The following is a 24,142-nucleotide window of genomic DNA, read 5'->3' on the forward strand; positions in this document are numbered from 1 at the left end:
CTGGGTGTGTCATGGCTGTTCGGGACGGGGGCGCATGCGCGACAGGCATATACGCCCGGCTCCTGCCCCTGTGCGCGCCGCCCTGGGGCCCGTGTGCGACAGCCGCGATGCGAAAACCGCTCAACGTATTTCGCTGACGTGACCAAGTCAAGACCTGTCTTTTTCCCCGTACTTCCGGTCGAATGCCCTCGAACAGTGACCGCGTCTAGGGGAGGACAGCGCGAAGTGAGAGACCACAGAAGGGTGTTCAGACCGGCCGCCCTGGCCACGGCGATCGCCGCGATCGGGGCGGCCGCTTTGTCTTCGGGGGTGGCCACCGCCGACCCGCAGGGACCGTCGCCCGCCGCCAAGCGCCATGACCCGGCGCCCGAGCGGACCGTGGACCACGACCTCAAGGGGCCGTTCAGCGACAGGCAGGAGGCGGCGCGCAAGGAGGCCCTCCAGCAGGTCATCTCCGGTGACGCCAAGGCCACCGAGCGGGACGGCTCGCGGGTCGTCAAGCTCGGCCGCAGCAAGTACGTCGAGCTGGCCCGGGAGAAGACCGACCGGATCTTCACCGTCCTCGTGGACTTCGGCGACAAGGTCGACGACACCACGATGTTCGACCCGGACGGCGACGGCCCCAAGCCCCCGGTCAAGAAGTACGGCGGCGACGCCGGGCCGGCGCACAACCAGATAGCCGAGCCGGACCGTGCCAAGGACAACAGCACGGCCTGGCAGAAGGACTACAACCGGCAGCACTTCCAGGACCTGTACTTCTCGCACGACAAGAAGAAGCAGTCGCTCGCCAAGTACTACGAGAAGCAGTCCTCGGGCCGCTACTCCGTCGAGGGCGAGGTCTCCGACTGGGTCAAGGTCGACTGGAACGAGGCCCGCTACGGCTCCAACTACTGCGGCCAGACCAACTGCTCCAACGCCTGGGACCTGATCCGCGACGGCGTCAACCAGTGGGCCAAGGACCAGAAGGCGGCCGGCCGTACCGACGCCCAGATCAAGACCGACCTCGCCAAGTACGACCAGTGGGACCGCTACGACCACGACGGCGACGGCAACTTCAACGAGCCCGACGGCTACATCGACCACTTCCAGATCGTGCACGCCGGCGAGGACGAGTCCGCCGGCGGCGGCGTCCAGAAGACCAACGCCATCTGGGCGCACCGCTGGTACGCGTACGGCACCGACGCCGGCAAGACCGGACCGGGCGAGAACAAGGCCGGCGGTACCCAGATCGGCGACACCGGCCTGTGGGTCGGCGACTACACGATGCAGCCCGAGAACGGCGGACTCGGCGTCTTCGCCCACGAGTACGGTCACGACCTGGGCCTGCCGGACGAGTACGACACCTCCGGCACCGGCGAGTCCTCGGTGGACTTCTGGTCGCTGATGTCGGGCGGCTCCTGGCTCGGCACCGGCAAGGACTCCATCGGCGACCTGCCCGGCGACATGAGCGCCTGGGACAAGCTGCAGCTGGGCTGGCTCAACTACGGCAAGGCGAAGGCCGCCACCAAGTCCACCCACAAGCTGGGCGTCGCCGAGTACAACACCAAGGACAAGCAGGCGGTGGTCGTCGAGCTGCCCGCCAAGGCGGTCAAGACCGACATCGTCGCGCCCGCGGAAGGCTCCAAGCAGTGGTGGAGCGACATGGGCAACGACCTGAAGAACACCCTGTCCCGGCCGGTCGACCTGACCGGCAAGGCCAAGGCGTCGCTGACGCTCAAGGGCTGGTGGGACATCGAGAAGGACTACGACTACCTCTACGCCGAGGTCTCCACCGACGGCGGCGCCAACTGGACGGCGCTGGACGGCACCGCGGGCGGCAAGGCCATCCCGCGTGACGGCAGCGACAAGCCCGCGCTGACCGGCACCGTGACCGCCTACCAGGACCTCGTCTACCCGCTGGACGCCTACGCGGGCAAGAAGTTCGACCTGCGCTTCCGCTACCAGACCGACGGTGGCGCCGCCCAGAAGGGCTTCGCGGCCGACGCCGTCAGCGTGCTCGCCGACGGGCAGCCGCTGTTCAGCGACAACGCCGAGGGCGGCGACAACGGCTGGACCAGCAAGGGCTTCTCGCGCATCGGGGCGTCCTTCACCAAGGACTACCCGCAGTACTACATCGCCGAGAACCGCCAGTACGTGTCGTACGACAAGACCCTCAAGGTCGGCCCGTACAACTTCGGCTGGACCACCGCCAAGCCGGGCTGGGTGGAGCACTTCCCGTACCAGAACGGCGTGCTGATCTGGCTGTGGGACACCTCGCAGCCGGACAACAACGTCGGCCAGCACCCCGGCTACGGCCAGATCCTCCCCATTGACGCGCACCCCAAGGCCGAGCGCTGGGCCGACGGCAAGCTGATGCGCAACCGCTTCCAGTCCTACGACTCGACCTTCACCCGCTACCGGACCGACGCCCTCACCCTCCACAAGGACGGCAAGCCGGTGACGATCAAGTCCAAGCGCGGTGTGACGCTCTTCGACGACCGGCACGGCGTCTACTACGACAAGGCGAACCCGACCGGTGGTGTGATCGTTACTGACACCAACACCCGGATCAAGATCGCCAAGGAGGCCAAGGACGGCTCCACGGTGACGCTCCAGGTGGGTCCCGCAGGTAAGTAAAAGATAAAAGCCGCAGGTCAGAGTCGAATCGGCCGTCGCCCACTAGCGGGCGGCGGCCGATTCGCGTTTAGATGCATCCTGCAGTTCCTTGTTGACGTCGAGTCTCACGGGGGAGATATGTCCATGTCCGGTGGCGGCTTCATCAGGCTTCCCGGCGGAAGCGTGGTGGTCGCCCTGTCGCTGCCCAGACCGCCCCACGGCCCGCGGTCCGGCCCGTACGACTGCGGCTGCCGGGTCCGGGTCCTGGTCCACGCCGTGAACCGCCAGCGCGCCCTGACCAGGCTGCGCAACCTCGGCCTGCGCTCCGTCTACCTCCGCGGCAACACCGAGCCGCCGACGCCCGACGAGATCACCGCCGTACTCCACCACCCGGACGGCCTGGTCTGGCGCGAGACCCCGGACGACGACACGGAGTCCTGGCACCCGATACGCGCACTGCTGCGGCCCCAGGCCCACCCGGCCGCGACGGCCGGGCCCGCCCCGGCCCCGGCCGTGACGCCCGGGCCGGCTCCGGCTCCGGCGCCCATGCCGGCCCCGGTGCTCGGACCCCCGGGCGGCGGGACGGCGGGCAGGGGGCGGGCGGCCTGAGGCCGCGGCGGGCTCAGCCGCCGGCGACCACCGGTTTGCCGGTGAGCTCGGCGCCCGCCGCCCGCAGCTCCTCGATGGCCCGCTCGGTGGTGTGCGGGAGGACGCCGGCCGTCAGGTCCAGCAGGACATGGGTGCGCAGCCCGGCCCGCAGCGCGTCGAGGGCGGTGGCCCGTACGCAGTGGTCGGTGGCGATGCCGACCACGTCGACCTCGGTGACGCCGTGGTCGCGCAGCCAGTCCGCCAGCGGGGTGCCGGTCTCGTCGGTGCCCTCGAAACCGCTGTACGCGCCGGTGTGGGCGCCCTTGTCGAAGACCGCGTCGATCGCGCCGGAGGCGATGGCCGGCGCGAAGTTGGGGTGGAATCCGCTGCCCTCGGTGCCGGCGACGCAGTGCACCGGCCAGGTGCGTTCGTAGTCGGGGTGGTCGGAGAAGTGATCACCCGGGTCGATGTGGTGGTCCCGGGTGGCCACGACGTGCCGGTAGCAGCCGCCGGCCGTCTGCCCGATCAGATCGGTGATGGCCGCCGCGACGTCCGCACCTCCCGCCACCGCGAGACTGCCGCCCTCGCAGAAGTCGTTCTGCACGTCAACGACGATCAATGCCCGGTGCATGGTGCGTGCCTTCCGGCTGGGAGTCGGTGGGGGAGGGGCGCGGCGCGGTGGTGTGACCGAGGGTAGCCACTGGAGGGGGATTGCGGGAGCGCCCTACACATACTCGGTGGGAATGACCGCCTCCCCCCGCGACAGCTGGGTCGCCGACAGGGGCAGGCCGGCGCGGGCGGCGATATGCCGGTCCCGGGCGGCGTCCAGCGGCTCGCGGGCCACGATCTGGCCGGCGCTCACCAGCGGGACCTGCAGCTGCCGGTCGTCCAGCTCCGCCGGGACCGGCCCGGTGCCGACGACCTCGGCCGCCGCGACGCCGTCCTCGTCGAGCCGGCGGGCGGCCCACTTGCGGCCGCCGACCGAGGTCTTGGCGCCCATCGACTTCTTCGCCACCGGCCGCAGCGGCGCGCCCGGCTCGTCGCTGTCGGCGCGGGCGACCAGCTTGTAGACCATCGAGCAGGTCGGGTGCCCGCTGCCGGTCACCAGCTGGGTGCCGACCCCGTACGCGTCCACCGGCGCGGCGGCCAGTGAGGCGATGGCGTACTCGTCCAGATCGCTGGTCACCACGATCTTGGTCTTGGTGGCGCCCAGCTCGTCCAGCTGCTGGCGCACGCGGTGGGCGATCAGCAGCAGATCGCCGGAGTCGATCCGTACGGCGCCGAGGCCGGGGCCGGCCACCTCCACGGCGGCGCGCACCGCCTCGGTGACGTCGAAGGTGTCCACCAGCAGGGTGGTGCCGCTGCCGAGGGTGTCGACCTGCGCGGTGAAGGCGTCCCGCTCGGTGTCGTGCAGCAGGGTGAAGGCGTGGGCGCTGGTGCCGACGGTGGGGATGTTGTAGCGGAAGCCGGCCGCCAGGTCGGAGGTGGTGTGGAAGCCGCCGACGTACGCGGCGCGGGACGCGGCCACCGCGGCGAGCTCGTGGGTGCGGCGGGCGCCCATCTCCATCAGCGGGCGGTCGCCGGCCGCCACCGACATCCGGGAGGCGGCCGCGGCCACCGCGGAGTCGTGGTTGAGGATCGAGAGGATCACCGTCTCCAGGAGGACCGCCTCGGCGAAGGTGCCCTCGATGCGCATGACCGGGGAGCCGGGGAAGTAGACCTCGCCCTCCGGGTAGCCCCAGATGTCGCCGCGGAAGCGGTAGTCGGCCAGCCATGTGAGGGTCGGCTCGTCGAGGATGCCGCGCTCACGCAGAAAGCCCAGGATGGTCTCGTCGAAGCGGAAGTTCTCCACCGCGTCCAGCACCCGGCCGGTGCCGCCCACCACGCCGTAGCGGCGGCCCTCGGGCAGCCGGCGGGTGAAGACCTCGAAGACCGAGCGGCGGTCCGCCGTGCCGGACCGCAACGCGGCCTGCAGCATGGTGAGTTCGTACTGGTCGGTGAAGAGCGCAGTCGACGGCACGGCCACCGGCAGCCCCAGGTCTGCTGTGTTCATGGTCAAGATGCTACCCCCATTACTCGTCACTTTGACGATAGTGGGGCGGATGCCCCCGGGCGCCTCCGGGAGCGGATGTGCGCAACGCGCCGACGCGGCCTGCGCGAGGGGCATTTGTGCGCCGCCCGCCCCCGGGTGGCAGCATGGGGCCTGTGAGTGCCCACCCGTCCCCAGCGATCACGCTCCGGCCGTACCGCTGCACGCTCAGTGTCCCGGTCGAGATCGAGCGTCCCGAGTCGAGCGAGGCCCCCTTCGAGGTCGCCGAACCCGACGTCCCGTGGGTCACGATCGTCCACAACGACCCCGTCAACCTCATGAGCTACGTCTCCTATGTCTTCCAGACGTACTTCGGCTACTCCAAGGACAAGGCGCACCAGCTGATGCTCGACGTCCATCACAAGGGCCGCGCCGTGGTCTCCAGCGGCAGCCGCGAGGAAATGGAACGGGACGTGCAGGCCATGCACGGCTACGGCCTGTGGGCGACCCTTCAGCAGGACCGCCGATGACCGGGCACTTCGAGCCGCTGCCCGACGGCGGCGCCGCCGTACCGCTCGACGAGGTCGAGATCTCCATCCTGCGCAGCCTGGCCGTCCAGCTGATCGAGCTGCTCGGCCCGGGCGAGGAGGCCACCGACAGCGAGAGCGACGACCTGCTGGCGTCGATCTTCAACGACGGCCCCAGCGAACCGCCCGCCGACCCGGTCCTGGCCCGTCTCTTCCCCGACGCCTACGGCGGTCCCGACCTCGTCCCGGACGACGACGTACGCGCCGCCGCCGCCGAGTTCCGCCGCTACACCGAGAACGACCTGCGCTCCCGCAAGCGCGAGGACGCCCTCACGCTGATCCGCGGCCTGGACACGCTCGCGCCGGCCGGGGAGGACGCCGTGCTGCGGCTCAAGCCCGGCGAGTGCCGGCAGTGGCTGGGCGCCCTCAACGACCTCAGGCTGGCCATCGGCACCCGTCTGGAGGTCACCGACGAGGAAGACGGCGGCGAGCTGCTGCGCCTGCCGGACAGCGACCCGCGCAAGCCGATGGTGATGGCCTACCTGTGGCTCGGCGGCCTCCAGGAGACGCTGGTCGAGTCGCTGATGGGCTGACCGCCCCGGGCGCGCCGTCCGGGCGCCCGGGTGTTCGCTCAGCGGATGCTCAAATCCGGATAACGATCGCGTCACACCATCCCGTGCGTCTTGCCGGTCTATGTGTGGTTTGCCCCGATTTTCCCGCGGTGTGACGCGCGGCATCCGTAGTCGATCAACAAAGTTGCGTGATAAATGTTCACGACCTGCCGTAAGTGACGCCACCCCTGTCGCTGCGGGAGCGCTGTGCCGGCCGACCGTCGGCGTGCAGGAACTCCATCCGGGGGGATCGGGACCCGATCCGGACAGACCGGGTCGGTATGGAGAAAGGCACACCAACTAATGACCTCTGTGCAGGTCGGCAAGAAGAACGACGGCAGTGAGGCCGCTGACAACGCCCCCGAAGAGGGCTATCAGCGGGGGCTGGGGAACCGGCAGATCCAGATGATCGCCATCGGTGGCGCCATCGGTACCGGTCTCTTTCTCGGAGCCGGAAAAGCGATCTCGAAGGCCGGGCCGAGCATCATCCTCGCCTACGCCATCGTCGGTCTCGTCATCTTCTTCATCATGCGGGCCCTGGGCGAACTGCTCATGTACCGGCCCGTCTCCGGATCCTTCTCGGAGTACGGCCGCGAATTCCTGGGCCCGTTCGTCGGCTTTGTGACCGGCTGGACGTACTGGCTTTTCTGGGTCGTCACCGGCATCACGGAAGTGACCGCGGCGGCCACCTATATCCATTACTGGAACGCGGACATACCGCAGTGGCTGTCGGCACTGGTCTTCACCGTTGCGCTCTTCGGAATCAACCTGATCTCCGTAAAGCTCTTCGGTGAGCTGGAATTCTGGTTCTCGATGGTCAAGGTCACCGCGATCATCGGCATGATCCTCATCGGCCTCGGCGTGATCATCCTCGGCTTCTCCGACGCCGGTGACACCGCCTCCTTCAGCCTCCTGTGGTCCGACGGCGGATTCTTCCCCAAGGGCATCGGCGGCACGCTGATGACGCTGCAGATCGTGATGTTCGCCTTCCTCGCCGTCGAGCTCGTCGGCGTCACCGCGGGCGAGGCGACCGACCCGAAGAAGACCCTGCCCAAGGCCATCAACACCGTGCCGTGGCGGATCGGCCTCTTCTACATCGGCGCGCTGATCATCATCCTGTCGGTCGTCAGCTGGACGGTCTTCAAGCCGAACGTCAGCCCGTTCGTCGCCGCCTTCCAGCAGATCGGCCTGCCCGCCGGCGCCGGCATCGTCAACTTCGTCGTGCTGACCGCCGCGCTCTCCTCGGCCAACTCCGGGATGTACTCCACCGGCCGGATGCTGCGCGACCTCGCGCTCAACGGCCAGGGCCCGAAGTTCTTCACCCAGCTGAGCAAGAACGGGCTGCCCACCTGGGGCACCGGCGTCTCGGTCGCGATGATGCTCGTCGGCGTCTGGATCAACTACCAGTGGCCCGGCGAGGCGTTCAACTACGTCGTCTCCTTCGCCACCATCTCCGGTATGTGGGCCTGGATCGTCATCCTGGCCTCGCAGCTGCGCTACCGCGCCAAGGCCAACCGCGGTGAGCTGCCGCAGTCCGACTTCAAGGCTCCGGGAGCCCCGTACACCTCGATCTTCGCGCTGGCCTTCATCGGCATGGTGATCGTGATGATGGGCATCGACCCGGACGCCCGGATCTCGCTCTACGCGGCCCCCGTGTGGGCGCTGATCCTGACGGTCGGCTACCTCTGCATCAAGCGGCGGGACGCGGCCAAGGCCCTGACGAAGCAGGACTAACCGCTCCGCTTGTCCAGCATGCGGGCCCGTACGTACCACCCTTCGGTACGTACGGGCCCTCCGCTTATTCTTGGCGCCATGCTGACCCTCACCAAGGCCCTCTACGACCAGATCGTCGAGCACTCCCGCCAGGACCACCCCGACGAGGCCTGCGGCGTGGTCGCGGGCCCGGCCGGCTCCGGCCGCCCCGAGCGGTTCATCCCCATGCTGAACGCCGCCCGCTCGCCCACGTTCTACGAGTTCGACTCCTCGGACCTGCTCAAGCTCTACCGCGAGATGGACGACCGGGACGAGGAGCCGGTGATCATCTACCACTCGCACACCGCCACCGAGGCCTACCCCTCGCGCACCGACATCTCCTACGCGAACGAGCCCGGCGCCCATTACGTCCTGGTTTCCACCGCCGACACCGACGACGCCGGACCCTTCCAGTTCCGCTCCTTCCGGATCGTCGACGGCGCCGTCACCGAGGAAGACGTCGAGGTCGTGGCGGAGTACTCCTGACCGCACCGGGGCCGCCGGAGTGATCGCGTCCCACCTGTCGTACAGCAAACGTCCGCATCATGGGACGAGGTTCCAATACCCGGACCGGGAATCGATACGATGACCGCATGGTTGACCACGACGTGAGCGAGAAGAGCCCGGGCATGCAGCTGCTCGCTCCGCTCGCCACGCGTCGCTCCGCATCCGCCCTGCTGGGCGCGTTCGGCTGCGGAGCCGCACGGCTGCACGTCGATCTGTGCCGCCTCTCCAGCGCCATCTGTCCGCGCTGCGCCGCCGCCTGACCCGGCCCACACCGGCCGCCCGGCGCGCCACGCCGCACTCCGCACCTCCGCGTCACCCGGCGCCCCCGGCACGCCCGCCGCCGCGCCACCGGACGCACCGCACCCGCCACCGCACTCACTCCGACAGGAGCACTTCCCATGGCCATCGAGGTCCGAATCCCCACCATCCTGCGCACCTACACCGACGGCCAGAAGGCCGTCGAGGGCAGCGGAGAGACCCTCGCCGACCTCTTCACCGACCTCGACAGCCGGCACGCCGGCATCCGGGAGCGCCTCGTCGACGGTGAGCAGCTGCGCCGCTTCGTGAACGTCTACCTCAACGACGAGGACGTCCGCTTCCTGGAAGGCATCTCCACCAAGCTCGCCGACGGCGACAGCGTGACGATCCTGCCGGCGGTAGCCGGAGGAATGAGCTGACGGTGCGTTACGACTCCCCGCTGGCGGCGGTCGGGAACACCCCTCTCGTCCGCCTCCCGCGCCTCTCGCCCTCCGACGACGTCCGCATCTGGGCGAAGCTGGAGGACCGCAACCCCACGGGCTCCGTCAAGGACCGGCCCGCGCTGCACATGATCGAACAGGCCGAGAAGGACGGCCGGCTCACCCCCGGCTGCACGATCCTCGAGCCGACCAGCGGCAACACCGGCATCTCGCTCGCCATGGCGGCCAAGCTCAAGGGCTACCGCATGGTCTGCGTGATGCCGGAGAACACCTCCTCCGAGCGGCGCGAGCTGCTCGCCATGTGGGGTGCCGAGATCATCTCGTCGCCCGCGGCCGGCGGCTCCAACACGGCCGTACGGGTCGCCAAGGAGCTCGCCGCCGAGCACCCGGACTGGGTGATGCTCTACCAGTACGGCAACCCCGACAACGCCGGTGCGCACTACGCCACCACCGGCCCGGAGATCCTCGCCGACCTGCCCTCCATCACCCACTTCGTGGCCGGTCTGGGCACCACGGGCACCCTGATGGGCGTCGGCCGCTATCTGCGCGAGCAGGTCCCCGGCGTTCAGATCGTCGCCGCCGAACCGCGCTACGACGACGTGGTCTACGGCCTGCGCAACCTCGACGAGGGCTTCATCCCCGAGCTCTACGACGAGTCCGTGCTCACCACCCGCTTCTCGGTCGGCTCCGAGGACGCGGTCCGCCGCACCCGCGAACTCCTCGCCGAGGAAGGCATCTTCGCGGGCATCTCCACCGGCGCGGCGCTGCACGCCGCGATCGGCGTCGGCAAGAAGGCCGTCAAGGCGGGCCGCAGCGCCGACATCGTCTTCATCGTCGCCGACGGCGGCTGGAAGTACCTCTCCACCGGCGTGTACACCGCCGAGACGACCGAGGCCGCGATCGCGACGCTGCAGGGCCAGCTGTGGGCGTAGGGCCTGTCCCGGGCCGCTGACACCGGGCGGTGCGGCGCGGCCGGTGCGGTCCGCGCCCGACTCCCGCCGCCGTGGCTGACCGCCGCGGCGGCGGGAGTCTTTGAGGGCGGGGGTCTCCCGGCGCGATTTCGGGACACCCGGGCGGATTCCGGGACACCCGGGCGGAGAGATGCCCGCGGCGACGATGATCGGCCACAATGGCGGGAGTCCGGCGGCACGGCGGACGGCGGCCACGTCGTACGGCCGTACGCAGGCGACAGCCGGACTGGTGATTCCGCCCACAGCTCGCCCCGCCGGAGGAGCCACACGACCTTTTGCGCCTTACGCTCGTGGGCACCGCACAGACCGCCCAGGACCCGGCAGCTACCCGGCAAGGCCCCGCCGGGACACCCGCATGGAGCCTTCCCCAAGCTCTCAACTGCGTTCGAGCAGGGGAGGCCCAGCCCGCCGCCCCCGCCCACGGAGGTTCACGCCCGTATGAAGCTCACCGTCGTCGGATGCTCGGGGTCGTTCCCTTCCATGGAATCGGCCTGCTCGAGCTACCTCGTGGAGGCCGACGGCTTCAGGCTGCTCCTCGATATGGGCAACGGCGCCCTCGGCGAGCTGCAGCGCCACTCCGGCCTCTATGACCTCGATGCCGTGCTCCTGTCGCATCTGCACGCCGATCACTGCATCGACCTGTGCGGATACTTCGTCGTGCGCTACTACCGCCCGGACGGCGGACGGTGCGCGCCGATGCCGGTGTACGGGCCGGCCGGCACCGAGCGCCGGCTGACCGTCGCGCACGCCGATCTGCCGCACGACGGCGCGATGAGCGAGGTCTTCGACTTCCGCACGCTTGCGCCCGGCACCTTCACCGTCGGGCCGTTCACCGTCCGTACCGAGCGGGTCAGCCACCCGGTGGAGGCGTTCGGCTTCCGCATCGAGCACAACGGCAGCTCGCTGACGTACTCCGGTGACACCGGCCCCTGCGACGCGCTGGACACCCTGGCGTCCGGCACCGACTTCTTCCTGTGCGAGGCGTCCTTCACCTACGGCAAGGAGGAGATCCCCGATCTGCACCTCAACGGCCGGGAGGCCGGCGAGCACGCGCGGCGGGCGGGCGTCGGCCGGCTGGTGCTGACCCACATCCCGCCGTGGACCGACCCGGACATCAACATCCGTGACGCGCAGAAGGTCTACGACGGGCCGGTCGAGGTCGCCAAGGCGGGGGCGGTGTACGAGATCTGAGCGGCGGGCACTCGGGGGCCATTAGGGGGCGTGCGAACGCATTCCCTAGGGGATGCGAAGGCCCCCTGTGGGGCCACAACGGGGTGGGGCCGGGGCGGTATTCCGGCGTGGTACTCCGGCGTGGCGGGGGCGCGAGAGCTGCGAACCAACGTCGAAGGGCCCCGGAACCAGACGGTTCCGGGGCCCTTCGGCGTTCGTGCCGGGGCGGCTAGGCCTTGAACTGGGCCTTCTCCAGCTCGGCGATCTCCTCGTCGGACTCGCGGCCCGGTGTGGGGATGTTGAACTTGGTGATGGCGAAGCGGAAGACCACGTAGTACAGCGCGGCGAAGCACAGGCCGACCAGTGCCAGCATCAGCGGTTTGGTCGCGATGCCGAGGTTGAGGACGTAGTCGATGGCGCCGGCGGAGAACCCGAAGCCGTCCTTCATGCCCAGTGCCCAGGTCAGCGCCATCGAGACGCCGGTCAGCACCGCGTGGATCGCGTAGAGCACCGGGGCGATGAACATGAAGGTGAACTCGATGGGCTCGGTCACGCCGGTGACGAAGGCGGTGAGCGCGAGGGAGAACATCATGCCGCCGACCGCCTTGCGGCGCTCGGGGCGGGCGCAGTGGGTGATCGCCAGGCAGGCGGCCGGGAGGGCGAACATCATGATCGGGAAGAAGCCGGTCATGAACTGCCCGGCGCTCGGGTCGCCGGCGAGGAAGCGGGCGATGTCGCCGTGCTTGCCGTCGTAGTCGCCGGCCTGGAACCAGGGGAAGGAGTTCAGCAGGTGGTGCATGCCGACCGCGATCAGACCGCGGTTGGCGACGCCGAAGATGCCCGCGCCGACGGCGCCGGAGCCGACCAGCCACTCGCCGAAGTTGTGCAGTCCGGCGCCGAGGACCGGCCAGACGTAGCCGAAGACGACACCGATCAGCAGACCCGCGAAGGACGCCAGGATCGGGACCAGGCGGCGGCCGCTGAAGAAGCCCAGCCAGTCGGGGAGCCGCTTGCGGCTGTAGCGCTGGTAGAGCAGGGCGACCACGATGCCCATCACCACGCCGCCGAGGACCTTGGCGTCGGCGGGCTGGGCGACCTGGACGATCTTCCCGTCGACCACCTTGTCGACCTTGGCGAGGCTGTCGTCCGAGAACGTCGCCAGCACCTTGCTGAAGACCAGGTAGCCGACGACGGCGGCGAGTCCCGTGGAGCCGTCCGCCTTCTTGGCGAAACCGATGGCGATACCCACCGCGAACAGCAGCGGCATGTTGTCCAGGAGCGCGCCGCCGCCCGCCGCCATGAACTGGGCGATCTTGTTCAGGAACGCGGGGAACGACTCCCGGCCGAGCATGTCGTCCTGGCCGAGGCGGACCATCAGCGCAGCCGCGGGCAGCGTGGCGATCGGCAGCATGAGGCTGCGGCCGATGCGCTGGGCCACTGCCATGGCGCTGGAGCCGCGGCCCTTCTTGTCGGGGGCCGCTTGAGCGGTGGCCGAACTCATCGGATTCCTCCTGGTGGGGGCGGGCACAGGGGAGAGGGGGACGGCCCGCGGAGATTGGTCTGCACCTTGGTCTACACCACTGGTGGTTTAGACCATTCTTAGCACGTGGCCGCGGCATAAAGGAATCCATTCTTCCAAGTGGTGTGGACCACATGACGACCGGCCCCTGAGTCACGGGACTCAGGGGCCGGCAGAGGTCTCACGGAAGGCCGCGCGGAGCCCCGCAGGGCCGTACACGGCACGGGATTTCGGGGTGACCGGCGGGTATTCGGGCCGATGCCTACTTCTGCCTACATCTGCCTACTTCACGTTCTCCCGCTCCATCGCATCGCCCACCTCATCCGGCTCCCGCCCCGGCGTCTGCAGATCGAATTTCGTGATCACAAAGCGGAAGACGACGTAGTAGACCGCCGCGAAACACAGACCGATCGGAATGAGCAGCCAGGGCTTGGTCGCCAGACCCCAGTTGATGACGTAGTCGATCAGCCCCGCCGAGAAGCTGAAGCCGTCATGCACCCCCAGCGCCCAGCTCACCGCCATCGACACACCCGTCAGCACCGCATGCAGTGCGTACAGCGGCGGCGCGACGAACATGAACGCATACTCGATCGGCTCGGTCACGCCCGTCACCAACGACGTCAGGCCGACCGAGAGCATCATGCCCGCGATCTCCTTACGGCGGTGCGGACGCGCGCAGTGCGCGATCGCCAGCGCCGCCGCCGGCAGCGCGAACATCATGATCGGGAAGAACCCCGTGGTGAACTGCCCCGCATCCGGGTCGCCCGCCATGAAGCGATTGATGTCGCCGTGCACGACCGTGCCGTCCGGCTTGGTGAAACTGCCGAACTGGAACCAGATGAAGGTGTTCAGGAACTGATGCAGGCCCACGACCAGCAGCGCACGGTTGGCGACACCGAAAAGGCCCGAACCCCATTCACCCAGCGCCGTCAGCCGCTCGCTGAAAGCCGTCAGGGCGTCGCCGACCGGCGGCCACACGAACAGGCACACCACCGCGAACACGAGACCGATGAAAGCCATGATGATCGGGACCAGCCGGCGGCCGTTGAAGAATCCCAGCCAGTCCACCAGCTTCACCCGGTGAAAACGCACCCAGAACCAGGCGGAGAGGAAACCCATGACGATGCCGCCGAACACCCCCGGATTCTGGAACGCGGCCTGGGTCACCTTCGTATCCGCATCCATGCACACCCCGGCCCACAAGCCCGCCTGGGTATACGTCTGCCCCGGGCCGCAGCCCGCAGGGAAGGCGTGCAGCACCGAGAAGTAGACGAGAAAACCGGTCACCGCGGCCAGCGCCGTCGAACCGTCCGCCTTCTTCGCCATGCCGATCGCCACGCCGATGCAGAACAGCAGCGGCAGCCCCAGCCCCGAATCCAGCAGTGCCCCGCCCGCCGCCGCGAACACCCTGGCCACCGCGTCCCAGCCCAGCCCGTCCGCGCCGAACACATCCGGCTGGCCCAGACGGTTGAGGATCCCCGCAGCGGGCAGTACCGCGATCGGCAGCTGCAGACTGCGCCCCATCTTCTGCAGGACCTGGAAGAGGTTCGCCCCCCAGCTCCTTCGCGGCGCCGCCGCCTGGGAACTCATCTGCCTCCTCCCGGCGGCCGGCCCGTCGACAACCGCCCCGGCGCTTGCCGCATACTGGTGGTGTAGACCACTTGGTGCGCGCCGGCCGCCCTTCCGGCCGGCCGGCGCGCACCCCGGTGATCGCATCCGTGTGATCGCCATCCTTCGTCAGACAACGGACAAACGCCCGCATAGTTGGGCTGAACGTGCGTTACGGTGTGGAAACCGCGCGGCTGAACCGCCGGCGGCCGAGACAAGCAGGAGTGGACATGGCCAGCAAGGCTGAGAAGATCGTCGCCGGGCTCGGCGGCCTCGACAACATCGAAGAGGTCGAGGGCTGCATCACCCGCCTCCGCACCGAGGTCAACGACGCCTCCCTGGTCGACGAGGCCGCCCTCAAGGCCGCCGGCGCCCACGGCGTCGTCAAGATGGGCACCGCGATCCAGGTCGTCATCGGCACCGACGCCGACCCCATCGCCGCCGAGATCGAAGACATGATGTGAGCTGACCTGCGCACTAGGGCCCCGTTCCGGACCCCCTGACCACCACCGGAACGGGGCCCTCGCCATATGCCGATAGGGTCTACGCCATGTCTCGCATCGACGGCCGCACCCCCGAACAGCTCCGCCCGGTCACCATCGAACGCGGCTGGAGCAAGCACGCCGAAGGCTCCGTCCTCATCTCCTTCGGCGACACCAAAGTCTTCTGCACCGCCTCCGTCACCGAAGGCGTACCGCGCTGGCGCAAGGGCACCGGCGAAGGCTGGGTCACCGCCGAGTACTCGATGCTGCCCCGCTCCACCAACACCCGCGGCGACCGCGAATCCGTACGCGGCAAGATCGGCGGCCGCACCCACGAGATCAGCCGCCTCATCGGCCGCTCCCTGCGCGCCGTCATCGACTACAAGGCCCTCGGCGAGAACACCGTCGTCCTGGACTGCGACGTCCTCCAGGCCGACGGCGGCACCCGCACCGCCGCCATCACCGGCGCCTACGTCGCCCTCGCCGACGCCCTCACCTGGGCCAAGGACAAGAAGCTCATCCGCCACGGCCGCCAGCCCCTGACCGGCACCGTCTCCGCCGTCAGCGTCGGCATCGTCGACGGCACCCCCCTCCTCGACCTCTGCTACGAGGAAGACGTCCGCGCCGAAACCGACATGAACGTCGTCTGCACCGGCGACGGCCGCTTCGTCGAGGTCCAGGGCACCGCCGAGGCCGAACCCTTCGCCCGCGACGAACTCAACTCCCTCCTCGACCTCGCCGTCGCCGGCTGCGCCGAACTCGACGGCGCCCAGCGGGCGGCGCTGGCGCAAACGCTCTGACGAGGACGAGAGGCGGCTGACGGCGGCACCCCGCCGTCGAGGACGGGCAGGGCGGCCGCCGCCCCGCCCGTCCGGCCCCCGCCCCCGCTTTCCACCCCGGGCAACCAAACACCCCCGCCCCGCGTTTCTTCCATTGCCCGAGCACGACTCGACGGAAGGAACCGCTCCATGGCCCCCCGGACCTCCCCGACGCGCCGCCCCGCCACCACCGCGCTCGCCGCGTTAGCCGCCGCCACACTGGCGATACCGCTCCTTTCCGCCTGCGGAGCCGTCCAGAAGGCCGTGGACTGCGCCAAGACCGCCACCTCCGTCGTCAACGCCGTCGACAAACTCCAGCAGGCCGCGGACAACGCCCTCACCGATCCGCAGGAGTCCGAGCAGGCCCTCGACAACATCGACAAGAACCTGCGCAAGCTCAGCGACGAGTCCAACGACCCCGAGCTCTCCAAGGCCATCGACAAGACGAACAACGGCATCAAGGACGCCCGCAAGGCCCTCGCCGACAACAAGGCCCCCGACATCCAGCCGATCGTCGACGGCACCAGCGAAATGACCAAGATCTGCACCCCGGGCTAGCCGGAACGGACGACCAGGGCACTCCCGCCCACACCCGGGACAACCCCGTCCCGCACACGGGATAATCACGTCCCATGCAGTCACACACCGGCGGACGCTCCGCAACCCCCCGCCGCCTCATCCTCGCCACCCGCAACGCCGGCAAGATCAGCGAGCTCCGCGCCATCCTCGACGCGGCCGGCCTCGACGTCGAACTCGTCGGGGCCGACGCCTACCCCGAGGTCCCCGACGTCAAGGAGACCGGCGTCACCTTCGCGGAGAACGCCCTCCTCAAGGCCCACGCCCTCGCCAAGGCGACCGGCCACCCCGCTGTCGCCGACGACTCCGGCCTCTGCGTCGACGTCCTCGGCGGCGCGCCCGGCATCTTCTCCGCCCGCTGGGCCGGCACCCACGGCGACGACCAGGCCAACCTCGCCCTGCTCCTCGCCCAGCTCTCCGACATCGCCGACGAACACCGCGCCGCCCACTTCGCCTGCGCCGCGGCCCTCGCCCTCCCCGACGGCACCCAGCGCGTCGTCGAGGGCACCCTCGAAGGAACCCTCCGCCACACCCCCACCGGCACCGGCGGCTTCGGCTACGACCCCATCCTCCAGCCGGCCGGGGAGACCCGGACGTGCGCCGAGCTGACCCCCGACGAGAAGAACGCGATCAGCCACCGGGGGAAGGCGTTCCGGGCGCTGGCGCCGGTGGTGAGGGAGTTGTTGGGCTGACGCCGAAGGCCCACCCGGCTGCTTGTCCCGGGTGGGCCTTCGAATCACAGGTGTGCGGCCGGAGGGACTCGAACCCTCAAGGGATTTCTCCCACAACATCCTAAGTGTTGCGCGTAGGCCAATTCCGCCACGGCCGCATGCACCGCCATGGTACCGGTCACGGTGTGCCCGGTTGAGGGGAACGTCGGCGGCCGCCCCGACACCACGTACTCGTGACTGCGTGACAGTTGGGGCACAGCAACCGCAGGTTCTCGCGCCGGTTGTCGCTCCATTCCCCGTTGATGTGGTCGACCTCCAATGTCATGGGCCTCCCGAGCCATTCAGGACCGACACCGCACTCGGCGCACTCCTCGGGTACGCCGACTTCGCGAAGCGCACGACGGAGCAGATGGGTTCGCGTTCGGCGCCTGCCGTCGTGCTGGACCAAGATGTCTTCGGGACGTTTGGTAGGCACCGCACCCGGCTTTCCGCGCTGATGTGCCTGCCCCAGGAAGTGGGAGGTATCGAGACCGTCCTGGGCAACCCACGAGTGGAAGAGAGCACGCAGTCGGTTGCTATAGGGCTCCTTCCCGAGCGCGCGGAGAGCGCCGGCGATGGACGTCGCCTCCTCGACCGCGCGACGTAGCTCGTCACCGGCGGGCTTGGCAGGCGCTCCCTTGGCCCGCCGCCGACGTGGCATGTGGGAGACATCGATCCCGAAGTGGTCGAAGCGCCCGAAGAGATGGCGGCGGAGGTTGTCGTACGGCCGGGTGCCCAGGAACGCGATGACCTCGTCGATGTCGGAACACTGTGCGGCAGCCTCGGCCAACCGCTCGCGGGTGTACTGCACACCACGGCTCATACGGCGCCACCCCTGGTGCGCCCCTTGCCCCGCCCGCGGTAATTGTCCGTCGTCGAGTGGCAGTTGGGGCAGAGGAGCCGTAAGTTCTCGATGCGGTTGTCTCGCCAGTCGCCATCGATGTGGTCGACCTCTAGCGGCAGCGGGTGTCCTCGCCAGACCGCCTCCGCCCCGCAGAGGGCACACCGCTCCGGGACGCCCAGTGTCGCCATCGCCCCCTTGAGGCGGTCGCTCTGGATGCGCCGGGCCTGCGCCACCGGCTGCTTGACGAGCAGATCCTCCGGTGTCCGGGGGCGCCAGGGCCGGCCTCGCGTGGTCGGTACCTGAAAGTGCGAGGTGTCGATCCCGTACGCCTTGATCCGACGGCTGATGTGCGTGTGGTGCCCACCGACGACCTCAAGTCCGAGACGGCGCAGCACCTCGCACATGTTCGTCGAGGCCGATACAGCGGCTTGAAGGGTTTCTCTCGTCCACCGTACCCCCTCCCGCTCGAAGTGCGACGTGTCCACCCCCAGCTTCCTCATCCGCTCCCTGAGGTAGTGCCGCTTCGCCCACCCCGTGCGCGTTCTCGGTTCTCGAACGTGTCAACGAGTGGGCGGGTGGGTGGTTACGCAGAGTCAGAAGCGGGGTTCCTGGGTCTGGGCCGTGATGAGTTCTACGGCCTCTTCCTTGGTGGCCACGGAGGGTGGGGAGCCTTCCAGGGGCTGCTGGGCGGTCTCCTTCATGAAGGTGACGGCGATGATGCCGACGAGGGCGGCGCCCATCGTGTAGTAGGCGGGGACCATGACGTTCTTGTCGAAGGTGTCCATGAGGGCGGTGATCACCAGGGGGGTGGTGCCGCCGAAGAGGGAGACGGCCACGTTGTAGCCGATGGAGAGGGAGCCGTAGCGGACGTGGGTGGGGAAGAGGGCGGGCAGGGCGGCGGACATGGTGCCCAGGAGGCAGACCAGGCTGAGGCCGAGGAGGGCCATGCCGAGGCAGACGGCGGTCAGTGAGCCCTGTTTGACCAGGAGGAAGGCGGGGATGGCGAGGAGGAAGAAGCCGAGCATGCCGGTCATCAGCAGGGGTTTGCGGCCGTAGCGGTCGTTGAGTCTGCCGACGGTGCTGATGACGCACATGAGCGCGATCATCGTGCCGAGGAGGACCAGGAGGCCGTGGGACTCCTCGTAGTGGAGGGCGTCCGTGAGGTACGTCGGCATGTAGGAGAGCAGCATGTAGTCGGTGATGTTGTAGGCGCCGACCAGGGCTATGCACAGGATCAGGGTGGGCCACTGCTGGGCGAAGATCTCGCCCAGTTTCTTCTTGGGGGCGTTCTCGGAGAGGTGGGAGAACTCCGCCTCCGCCTCGATGACGGACCCCGTGGAGCTGTGGGTGTGCGACGCCTCGAATTTCTGGAAGGCGGGGGTCTCGTCGAGTTTGATCCTCAGGTAGAGGCCGACCAGGCCGAGGGGGCCGGCGATCAGGAAGGGCAGGCGCCAGCCCCAGGCGAGCATGGCGTCGTCGCCGAGGGCGGTGTTGAGGAGGAGGACGGTGCCGGCGGCGCCGGTGTAGCCGATGAGGGTGCCGAGTTCCAGGAAGCTGCCGAAGTAGCCGCGCTTCTTGTCGGGGGCGTATTCGGCGATGAAGGTCGAGGCGCCGCCGTATTCGCCGCCGGTGGAGAAGCCCTGGAGGAGGCGGAAGGCGATCAGCAGGACGGGGGACCAGAAGCCGATGGCCGCGTAGGAGGGGATCAGTCCGATGCAGAAGGTGCCCAGGGCCATCATGATCATGGTGAGGGCGAGGACCTTCTTGCGGCCGACGCGGTCGCCGAGGGGGCCGAAGTAGGCGCCGCCGAGGGGCCGTACGAGGAAGGCCACGGCGAAGGTCGCGAAGGACGACAGCAGGCTGGTGGTGTCGCTGCCGCCGGGGAAGAAGACCTTGCCGATGGTGACCGCGAGGTAGCTGTAGATCCCGAAGTCGAACCATTCCATGGCGTTGCCGAGCGCGGCGGCCTTCACCGCGCGCTTGACGACGCGTTCGTCGGTGACGGTGATGTCGGTGCGCCGCAGTCGGGGGTTCTTGCGGCGGGCGACGGCACGGAAGAGGACGCGGTGGCGTTTGAGTGCTGCCGGGTCCCGGTCGGGGGCGCGGTCGGCTTCGGTGCTGCCGGTCGGCACGGGGCGGTCCTCTCGTTCGGGCAGCGCGCGGTGCGCGGTGTGCGGTGGGATACGACAGGTACGTCTGCGCGGTGACGCGCGAGGCAAACCCAAACTGGCTGGATCGCGCCGGTGACGTCGCGGGTGGCCGTGCCGTGTGGCCCGGGTTCGCGGGGGCGCGCCAGAGGTGTCGCAGGGCTTGTTACAGGACTGGTACACAGCCGCGCGGTCACCGCAGTGTTCGGGCAATCAGCCCGTGCAGCGGGGACGGGAGAGTGTCTGCGCCGGGCGCGGCATTCGTGTTTGCTGGTGGGGGTACAGGGCGTGGTCCCTGGGAGGAGATCGTGATGACCGACCGCGAGGGGTCCCGCTGGGTCCGGGGCCGCACCGCGCTGCTGACGTTCGTCGTGGTGACCGCGCTGGCGGCCGGCGGGGTGTGGTTCAGCCAGGCGTCGGACCGTGCGTCGGCGGTGGGCGCGGCGCCGAAGACCTCCGCGGTGCAGGACGTCAAGGAGGACGCCAAGGAGCCGGGGGGCCTGCCGGGGGTGCGGGACTGCGGTTTCGGCGATCCGGAGATCAAGCCGCATGTGATTACGCTGACCTGCGCGGATGCCGGGATGGTGGCGACCGAGATCACCTGGAAGACGTACGGGACGCGGGACGCTCTGGGGGCGGGTGTGGTGCAGGTGGAGAAGACCGCCGCCGGTGTGGGCACGGATTCGGGGTTCCCGGCGAGGTTCCGGCTCTTCGGGCCGAAGCCGGTCGACGGGCGGATGGCGTTCACCGGGCTTGAGGTGACGTACGAGGGCTCGACACCGCTCGGTGACACGACGGAGATGTACAACCTCGCGTGATGGGCATACGGGGCCGGATCGCGCTGGCCATTTCGTGTATGACGGCACTGGCCGTGGTGGTGCTCGGGTTCGCCGTGCACCACATCGCCGATGCCGAGCGGGAGCGCTCGGCGCGGGCGTACCAGGACGACCGGCTGAGTTCGGCGCTGCAGATCTACGAGCGGGACGGCAAGCTGGCGCTGGGCGCGCAGTTGGACGATGCGACCTTGCCGGCGCCGCTGCGCGAGGCGGTGTTCAGGAACCGGTCGGGGACGTATGTCAGCGGTGGTGAGGATCCGCGGGTGTGGGCGGCGACCGGCGTCGGTGACGGTGCGGGGAGCGGTCCGACGCGTTCGTTGTCGGTGTCGGCGGCGTATCCGGACGATGATCCGGCGCAGGTGGCGCTGGACCGGGCGCTGTTGATCGCCGGGTGCGGCACGGTCGTGCTGATGGCGCTGGTGTCGTGGTTCGTCTCCCAGCGGCTGTCGCGGCGGCTGCGGCTGAGCGCGGCGGCGGCGCGGCGGATCGCGGCGGGTGAGGCGCCGGACGCGGACGCGCTGGCGAGTCATGGCCGGGACGAGGTGGCCGAGCTGGGCCGCAGTGTGCATCACATGGCGACGTCGCTGGCGGCGCGGGTGGAGGCGGAGCGGGAGTTCACCGCGGATGTGGCGCATGAGCTGCGGACGCCGGTGGCGGGCCTGGTGGCGGCCGCCGAGCTGTTGCCGCAGCCGCGGGCGGTGGAGATGGTGCGTGACCGGGCGCAGGCGATGCGGCGGCTGGTGGAGGATCTGCTGGAAGTGTCGCGGCTGGACGCGGGGGTGGAGCGGGCCGATGTGGACGCCTGTGAGCTGCCGTCGCTGGTGCGCGGGATCGTGAAGCGGGCGGCGCGGCAGCGCGGGGTGGACGAGGTGTCGGTGGCCGTGGAGGGCGAGCCGCGGATCGTGGAGACGGACCGGCGGCGGGTCGAGCGGGTGCTGGTGAATCTGCTGGCGAACGCGGCCAAGCACGGCAAGCCGCCGATCGAGGTGGTGGTGGCCGGGTCGCGGATCGTGGTGCGCGATCACGGGCCGGGGTATCCGGCGGAGCTGTGTGCGGAGGGGCCGCGGCGGTTCCGTACGGCGGCGCCGGAGCGGGGGACCGGGCACGGTCTGGGGCTGACGATCGCGGCCGGCCAGGCGGAGGTGCTGGGGGCGCGGCTGGACTTCGGCGCCGCCGCGGAGGGCGGCGCCGAGGCCGTGCTGGAGCTGCCGGACCGGGCGGTGGTGGAGCCGGGGGCTACAGCCCCAGATCCTTGATGATCTTGGCGACGTGGCCGGTGGCCTTGACGTTGTACAGGGCGCGCTCGACCTTGCCGTCCTCGTCGACGATCACGGTGGAGCGGATGACGCCGGTGACGGTCTTGCCGTAGAGCTTCTTCTCGCCGAAGGCGCCGTAGGCCTCCAGGACCTGCTTGTCGGGGTCGCCGAGCAGGGTGACCTTGAGGTCCTCCTTCTCCCGGAACTTGGCGAGCTTCTCCGGCTTGTCGGGGGAGACGCCGATGACGTCGTAGCCGTGGCCGGCCAGGAAGTCGAGGTTGTCGGTGAAGTCGCAGGCCTGCTTGGTGCAGCCGGGGGTCAGCGCGGCCGGGTAGAAGTAGACGATGACCTTGCGGCCCTTGCGGTCGGCGAGCGAGACCTGCTTGCCGTCCGCGTCGGGCAGGGTGAAGGCGGGGGCGGTGTCGCCGGGCTGCAGTCGCTCACTCATGGTTTCCTGGCTCTCCTTTTGAGTGGATCCGTACGTCCCGACATTAGCCAGGCGGGGCGGACGGTGGGGCCGGGGGCGGCCGCGGTGCGCGAAACGGGGGTGCTGTGGGGCGTGTACGGGGGTGAGCTGACAGACTGTCCATCACGAATGGCGCGAGACGACGGAGGCAGCGCGGTGGCGGAGGCCAGGACCCCGGCGCAGATCGAGGCGGACATCGCCCGCAGGCGGCAGGAGCTCGCCGTCACGCTCGACGAGATCGGGGTGCGGCTGCACCCGCAGACGATCATCGGTGAGGCGAAGGCGAGGGCGGCGGCCGCCGTGGACCGTACGGCGGGGCGGGCGTATGTGGCCGCCAACCGTGCGGTCTCCGACGTCCGGGCGCAGTTGGTGTCGGAGGACGGGGCGCCGCGGCTGGAGCGCATCGTTCCGGTGGCGATGATCGGTGTCGCCCTGGTGGGTCTGCTGGCGCTGCGCGCCAAGCGGCGCCGCTGAGCTGCGGGCGGATGGGACTGCGGTGAGCCGCTTTCGGCGCGGCGCGACGCGGCCCGCGGTGCGTGGCGGGCTGCGCGGGGCAGGTACGGTCGTGCCGTGAGCCCGAATAACACCAAGGACACCCACGACAAGCTGCCGATCCGAATGCTGCACGACCGTGTGCTGGTCCGGACGGACATCCCCGAGGGCGAGCGCCGCTCGACCGGTGGCATCGTCATCCCCGCGACCGCGGCCGTCGGCCGCCGCCTGGCCTGGGCGGAGGTGGTCGCGGTCGGGCAGAACGTGCGGACCGTCGAGGTGGGGGACCGGGTGCTGTACGACCCGGAGGACCGGGCCGAGGTCGAGGTGCGCGGCGTGGCGTATGTGCTGATGCGGGAGCGTGACCTGCATGCGGTGGCCGCGGAGCGGCTGGAGGGCGCGGACGATTCGACGGGCCTGTACCTGTAGCTCCGGCATGTGTCTGTGGCGGGCGGTGACCGGTGTCACCGCCCGTTTCGCTGCGCTTTGCTAGCCTCGGGAGGAACCCGACGAGACGCGCCGTACCGGGTCAGGACAAGACGACGCACCCCTGTTGAAGCTCTTTCCGGAGGTGCCGTCATGGCGTGGGTCCTGCTTGTGGTCGCCGGTCTGCTGGAGGTCGGCTGGTCGGTCGGGATGAAGTTCACCGAGGGTTTCACCCGGCTGTGGCCGAGTGTGTTCACCGGCGCGGGCATCGTCGTCAGCATGCTGCTGCTGTCGTACGCGGCGCGGACCCTGCCGATCGGCACGGCGTACGGCGTGTGGGTGGGTATCGGGGCGGCCGGTGCGGCGGTGGTGGGGATGATGGTGCTCGGCGAGCCGGCGACGGCGGCGCGGATCTTCTTCATCTGCCTGCTGCTGGTGGCGGTGGTGGGCCTCAAGGCGACGTCGGGACACTGAGGAGCCGCGCCCGTGCGGTGCGGCCGCCCCTGACCCATCG

The 24,142-nt window shown here is 69.6% G+C and carries 25 protein-coding genes, 1 tRNA gene, 2 pseudogenes and 1 riboswitch; of the genes and pseudogenes, 19 read left to right on the plus strand and 9 right to left on the minus strand.

Annotation, left to right across the window (positions count from 1 at the left end; translation table 11 throughout):
• Positions 1 to 225: 225 nt before the first annotated feature.
• Both ACWD6P_RS28890 and ACWD6P_RS28895 read left to right on the plus strand, forming a co-directional pair.
• Entirely contained in the window at positions 226 to 2,616 is a 2,391-nt protein-coding gene (locus ACWD6P_RS28890; protein WP_451447106.1) for an immune inhibitor A domain-containing protein, read from the plus strand.
• A 123-nt stretch (positions 2,617 to 2,739) separates the two neighbouring features.
• Positions 2,740 to 3,090 (plus strand): annotated as a pseudogene (locus ACWD6P_RS28895) (hypothetical protein); the annotation flags it as partial.
• 127 nt (positions 3,091 to 3,217) lie between these two features.
• Here the strand turns inward: ACWD6P_RS28895 and ACWD6P_RS28900 are convergent.
• Together ACWD6P_RS28900 and ACWD6P_RS28905 are read right to left on the minus strand one after the other, a co-directional pair.
• Complete coding sequence (locus tag ACWD6P_RS28900; protein WP_451447107.1) at positions 3,218 to 3,814, minus strand: isochorismatase family protein; 597 nt, start codon at positions 3,812 to 3,814, stop codon at positions 3,218 to 3,220.
• A gap of 93 nt (positions 3,815 to 3,907) precedes the next feature.
• Positions 3,908 to 5,236, minus strand: a complete 1,329-nt coding sequence (locus tag ACWD6P_RS28905) for a nicotinate phosphoribosyltransferase (RefSeq protein WP_451447108.1) — start codon at positions 5,234 to 5,236, stop codon at positions 3,908 to 3,910.
• Between the two features lie 152 nt (positions 5,237 to 5,388).
• On the opposite strand from ACWD6P_RS28905, the gene clpS reads away from it, so the two are divergent.
• The 8 genes from clpS to ACWD6P_RS28945 all read left to right on the plus strand — a co-directional run bounded on the left by clpS (position 5,389) and on the right by ACWD6P_RS28945 (position 11,469).
• Positions 5,389 to 5,742: an ATP-dependent Clp protease adapter ClpS gene (clpS, locus tag ACWD6P_RS28910; protein ID WP_451447109.1), complete on the plus strand. Its 354-nt coding sequence runs from the start codon at positions 5,389 to 5,391 to the stop codon at positions 5,740 to 5,742.
• Entirely contained in the window at positions 5,739 to 6,332 is a 594-nt protein-coding gene (locus ACWD6P_RS28915; protein WP_451447110.1) for a DUF2017 domain-containing protein, read from the plus strand. The genes clpS and ACWD6P_RS28915 overlap by 4 nt, the downstream gene beginning before the upstream one ends.
• Before the next feature lie 321 nt (positions 6,333 to 6,653).
• Positions 6,654 to 8,084: an amino acid permease gene (locus ACWD6P_RS28920; protein ID WP_451447111.1), complete on the plus strand. Its 1,431-nt coding sequence runs from the start codon at positions 6,654 to 6,656 to the stop codon at positions 8,082 to 8,084.
• 78 nt (positions 8,085 to 8,162) lie between these two features.
• Complete coding sequence (locus ACWD6P_RS28925; protein ID WP_451447112.1) at positions 8,163 to 8,588, plus strand: Mov34/MPN/PAD-1 family protein; 426 nt, start codon at positions 8,163 to 8,165, stop codon at positions 8,586 to 8,588.
• A 107-nt stretch (positions 8,589 to 8,695) separates the two neighbouring features.
• A complete protein-coding gene (locus ACWD6P_RS28930) occupies positions 8,696 to 8,869 on the plus strand; it encodes a putative leader peptide (RefSeq protein ID WP_451447113.1) in 174 nt (57 codons plus the stop codon).
• A gap of 138 nt (positions 8,870 to 9,007) precedes the next feature.
• Positions 9,008 to 9,286, plus strand: coding sequence for a MoaD/ThiS family protein (locus tag ACWD6P_RS28935; RefSeq protein ID WP_451447114.1), 279 nt, complete (start codon positions 9,008 to 9,010; stop codon positions 9,284 to 9,286).
• A 2-nt stretch (positions 9,287 to 9,288) separates the two neighbouring features.
• Positions 9,289 to 10,239, plus strand: coding sequence for a PLP-dependent cysteine synthase family protein (locus tag ACWD6P_RS28940; protein ID WP_451447115.1), 951 nt, complete (start codon positions 9,289 to 9,291; stop codon positions 10,237 to 10,239).
• Positions 10,240 to 10,716: 477 nt separating this feature from the next.
• On the plus strand, positions 10,717 to 11,469 hold the full coding sequence (locus ACWD6P_RS28945) for an MBL fold metallo-hydrolase (protein ID WP_451447116.1): 753 nt from the start codon (positions 10,717 to 10,719) through the stop codon (positions 11,467 to 11,469).
• 208 nt (positions 11,470 to 11,677) lie between these two features.
• On the opposite strand, the gene ACWD6P_RS28950 is transcribed toward ACWD6P_RS28945, so the two are convergent.
• Together ACWD6P_RS28950 and ACWD6P_RS28955 are read right to left on the minus strand one after the other, a co-directional pair.
• Positions 11,678 to 12,949 (minus strand): PTS transporter subunit EIIC, encoded by a 1,272-nt coding sequence (locus tag ACWD6P_RS28950; protein ID WP_451447117.1) that lies wholly within the window; start codon positions 12,947 to 12,949, stop codon positions 11,678 to 11,680.
• Positions 12,950 to 13,249: 300 nt separating this feature from the next.
• On the minus strand, positions 13,250 to 14,557 hold the full coding sequence (locus tag ACWD6P_RS28955) for a PTS transporter subunit EIIC (RefSeq protein WP_451447118.1): 1,308 nt from the start codon (positions 14,555 to 14,557) through the stop codon (positions 13,250 to 13,252).
• Between the two features lie 248 nt (positions 14,558 to 14,805).
• Here ACWD6P_RS28955 and ACWD6P_RS28960 point away from each other — a divergent pair, with 248 nt between their 5' ends.
• The 4 genes from ACWD6P_RS28960 (at position 14,806) to rdgB (ending at position 17,143) form a co-directional block, all read left to right on the plus strand.
• Entirely contained in the window at positions 14,806 to 15,039 is a 234-nt protein-coding gene (locus tag ACWD6P_RS28960) for a glucose PTS transporter subunit EIIB (protein ID WP_018542266.1), read from the plus strand.
• 86 nt (positions 15,040 to 15,125) lie between these two features.
• Positions 15,126 to 15,857, plus strand: coding sequence for a ribonuclease PH (rph, locus tag ACWD6P_RS28965; RefSeq protein WP_451447119.1), 732 nt, complete (start codon positions 15,126 to 15,128; stop codon positions 15,855 to 15,857).
• A 168-nt stretch (positions 15,858 to 16,025) separates the two neighbouring features.
• A complete protein-coding gene (locus ACWD6P_RS28970; RefSeq protein WP_451447120.1) occupies positions 16,026 to 16,433 on the plus strand; it encodes a hypothetical protein in 408 nt (135 codons plus the stop codon).
• A 74-nt stretch (positions 16,434 to 16,507) separates the two neighbouring features.
• On the plus strand, positions 16,508 to 17,143 hold the full coding sequence (gene rdgB / locus ACWD6P_RS28975) for an RdgB/HAM1 family non-canonical purine NTP pyrophosphatase (protein WP_451447121.1): 636 nt from the start codon (positions 16,508 to 16,510) through the stop codon (positions 17,141 to 17,143).
• Between the two features lie 53 nt (positions 17,144 to 17,196).
• Here the strand turns inward: rdgB and ACWD6P_RS28980 are convergent.
• From ACWD6P_RS28980 to ACWD6P_RS28995, 4 genes and pseudogenes are all read right to left on the minus strand, one after another.
• Positions 17,197 to 17,280, minus strand: a tRNA-Leu gene (locus ACWD6P_RS28980).
• 20 nt (positions 17,281 to 17,300) lie between these two features.
• A complete protein-coding gene (locus tag ACWD6P_RS28985; RefSeq protein ID WP_451447122.1) occupies positions 17,301 to 17,984 on the minus strand; it encodes an HNH endonuclease in 684 nt (227 codons plus the stop codon).
• Positions 17,981 to 18,526, minus strand: a pseudogene (locus ACWD6P_RS28990) (HNH endonuclease signature motif containing protein); the annotation flags it as partial. The gene ACWD6P_RS28985 and the pseudogene ACWD6P_RS28990, both read right to left, overlap by 4 nt.
• A gap of 72 nt (positions 18,527 to 18,598) precedes the next feature.
• A complete protein-coding gene (locus tag ACWD6P_RS28995) occupies positions 18,599 to 20,137 on the minus strand; it encodes an MFS transporter (RefSeq protein ID WP_451447123.1) in 1,539 nt (512 codons plus the stop codon).
• A 326-nt stretch (positions 20,138 to 20,463) separates the two neighbouring features.
• Between ACWD6P_RS28995 and ACWD6P_RS29000 the strand changes: the two genes are divergently transcribed.
• Together ACWD6P_RS29000 and ACWD6P_RS29005 are read left to right on the plus strand one after the other, a co-directional pair.
• The gene (locus tag ACWD6P_RS29000) at positions 20,464 to 20,970 is read left to right on the plus strand and encodes a hypothetical protein (protein ID WP_451447124.1); all 507 of its coding nucleotides are present in this window, start codon (positions 20,464 to 20,466) and stop codon (positions 20,968 to 20,970) included.
• Positions 20,970 to 22,244: a sensor histidine kinase gene (locus ACWD6P_RS29005; protein ID WP_451447125.1), complete on the plus strand. Its 1,275-nt coding sequence runs from the start codon at positions 20,970 to 20,972 to the stop codon at positions 22,242 to 22,244. The genes ACWD6P_RS29000 and ACWD6P_RS29005 overlap by 1 nt, the downstream gene beginning before the upstream one ends.
• Here ACWD6P_RS29005 and bcp read toward each other — a convergent pair.
• Complete coding sequence (bcp, locus tag ACWD6P_RS29010) at positions 22,225 to 22,692, minus strand: thioredoxin-dependent thiol peroxidase (RefSeq protein ID WP_451447126.1); 468 nt, start codon at positions 22,690 to 22,692, stop codon at positions 22,225 to 22,227. The two genes, ACWD6P_RS29005 and bcp, sit on opposite strands and share 20 nt — an antisense overlap.
• A 174-nt stretch (positions 22,693 to 22,866) precedes the next feature.
• Between bcp and ACWD6P_RS29015 the strand changes: the two genes are divergently transcribed.
• The 3 genes from ACWD6P_RS29015 (at position 22,867) to ACWD6P_RS29025 (ending at position 24,102) form a co-directional block, all read left to right on the plus strand.
• Positions 22,867 to 23,184, plus strand: a complete 318-nt coding sequence (locus tag ACWD6P_RS29015; RefSeq protein WP_451447133.1) for a DUF3618 domain-containing protein — start codon at positions 22,867 to 22,869, stop codon at positions 23,182 to 23,184.
• Positions 23,185 to 23,328: 144 nt separating this feature from the next.
• Positions 23,329 to 23,631 carry a GroES family chaperonin gene (locus ACWD6P_RS29020; RefSeq protein WP_362703681.1) on the plus strand — a complete coding sequence of 101 codons (303 nt, stop codon included), beginning with the start codon at positions 23,329 to 23,331 and terminating at the stop codon, positions 23,629 to 23,631.
• 59 nt (positions 23,632 to 23,690) lie between these two features.
• Positions 23,691 to 23,751: riboswitch (guanidine-III (ykkC-III) riboswitch) on the plus strand.
• A gap of 30 nt (positions 23,752 to 23,781) precedes the next feature.
• Complete coding sequence (locus ACWD6P_RS29025) at positions 23,782 to 24,102, plus strand: DMT family transporter (RefSeq protein WP_451447127.1); 321 nt, start codon at positions 23,782 to 23,784, stop codon at positions 24,100 to 24,102.
• Positions 24,103 to 24,142 lie beyond the last annotated feature (40 nt).

Source organism: Streptomyces sp. NPDC002446, from assembly GCF_053595675.1.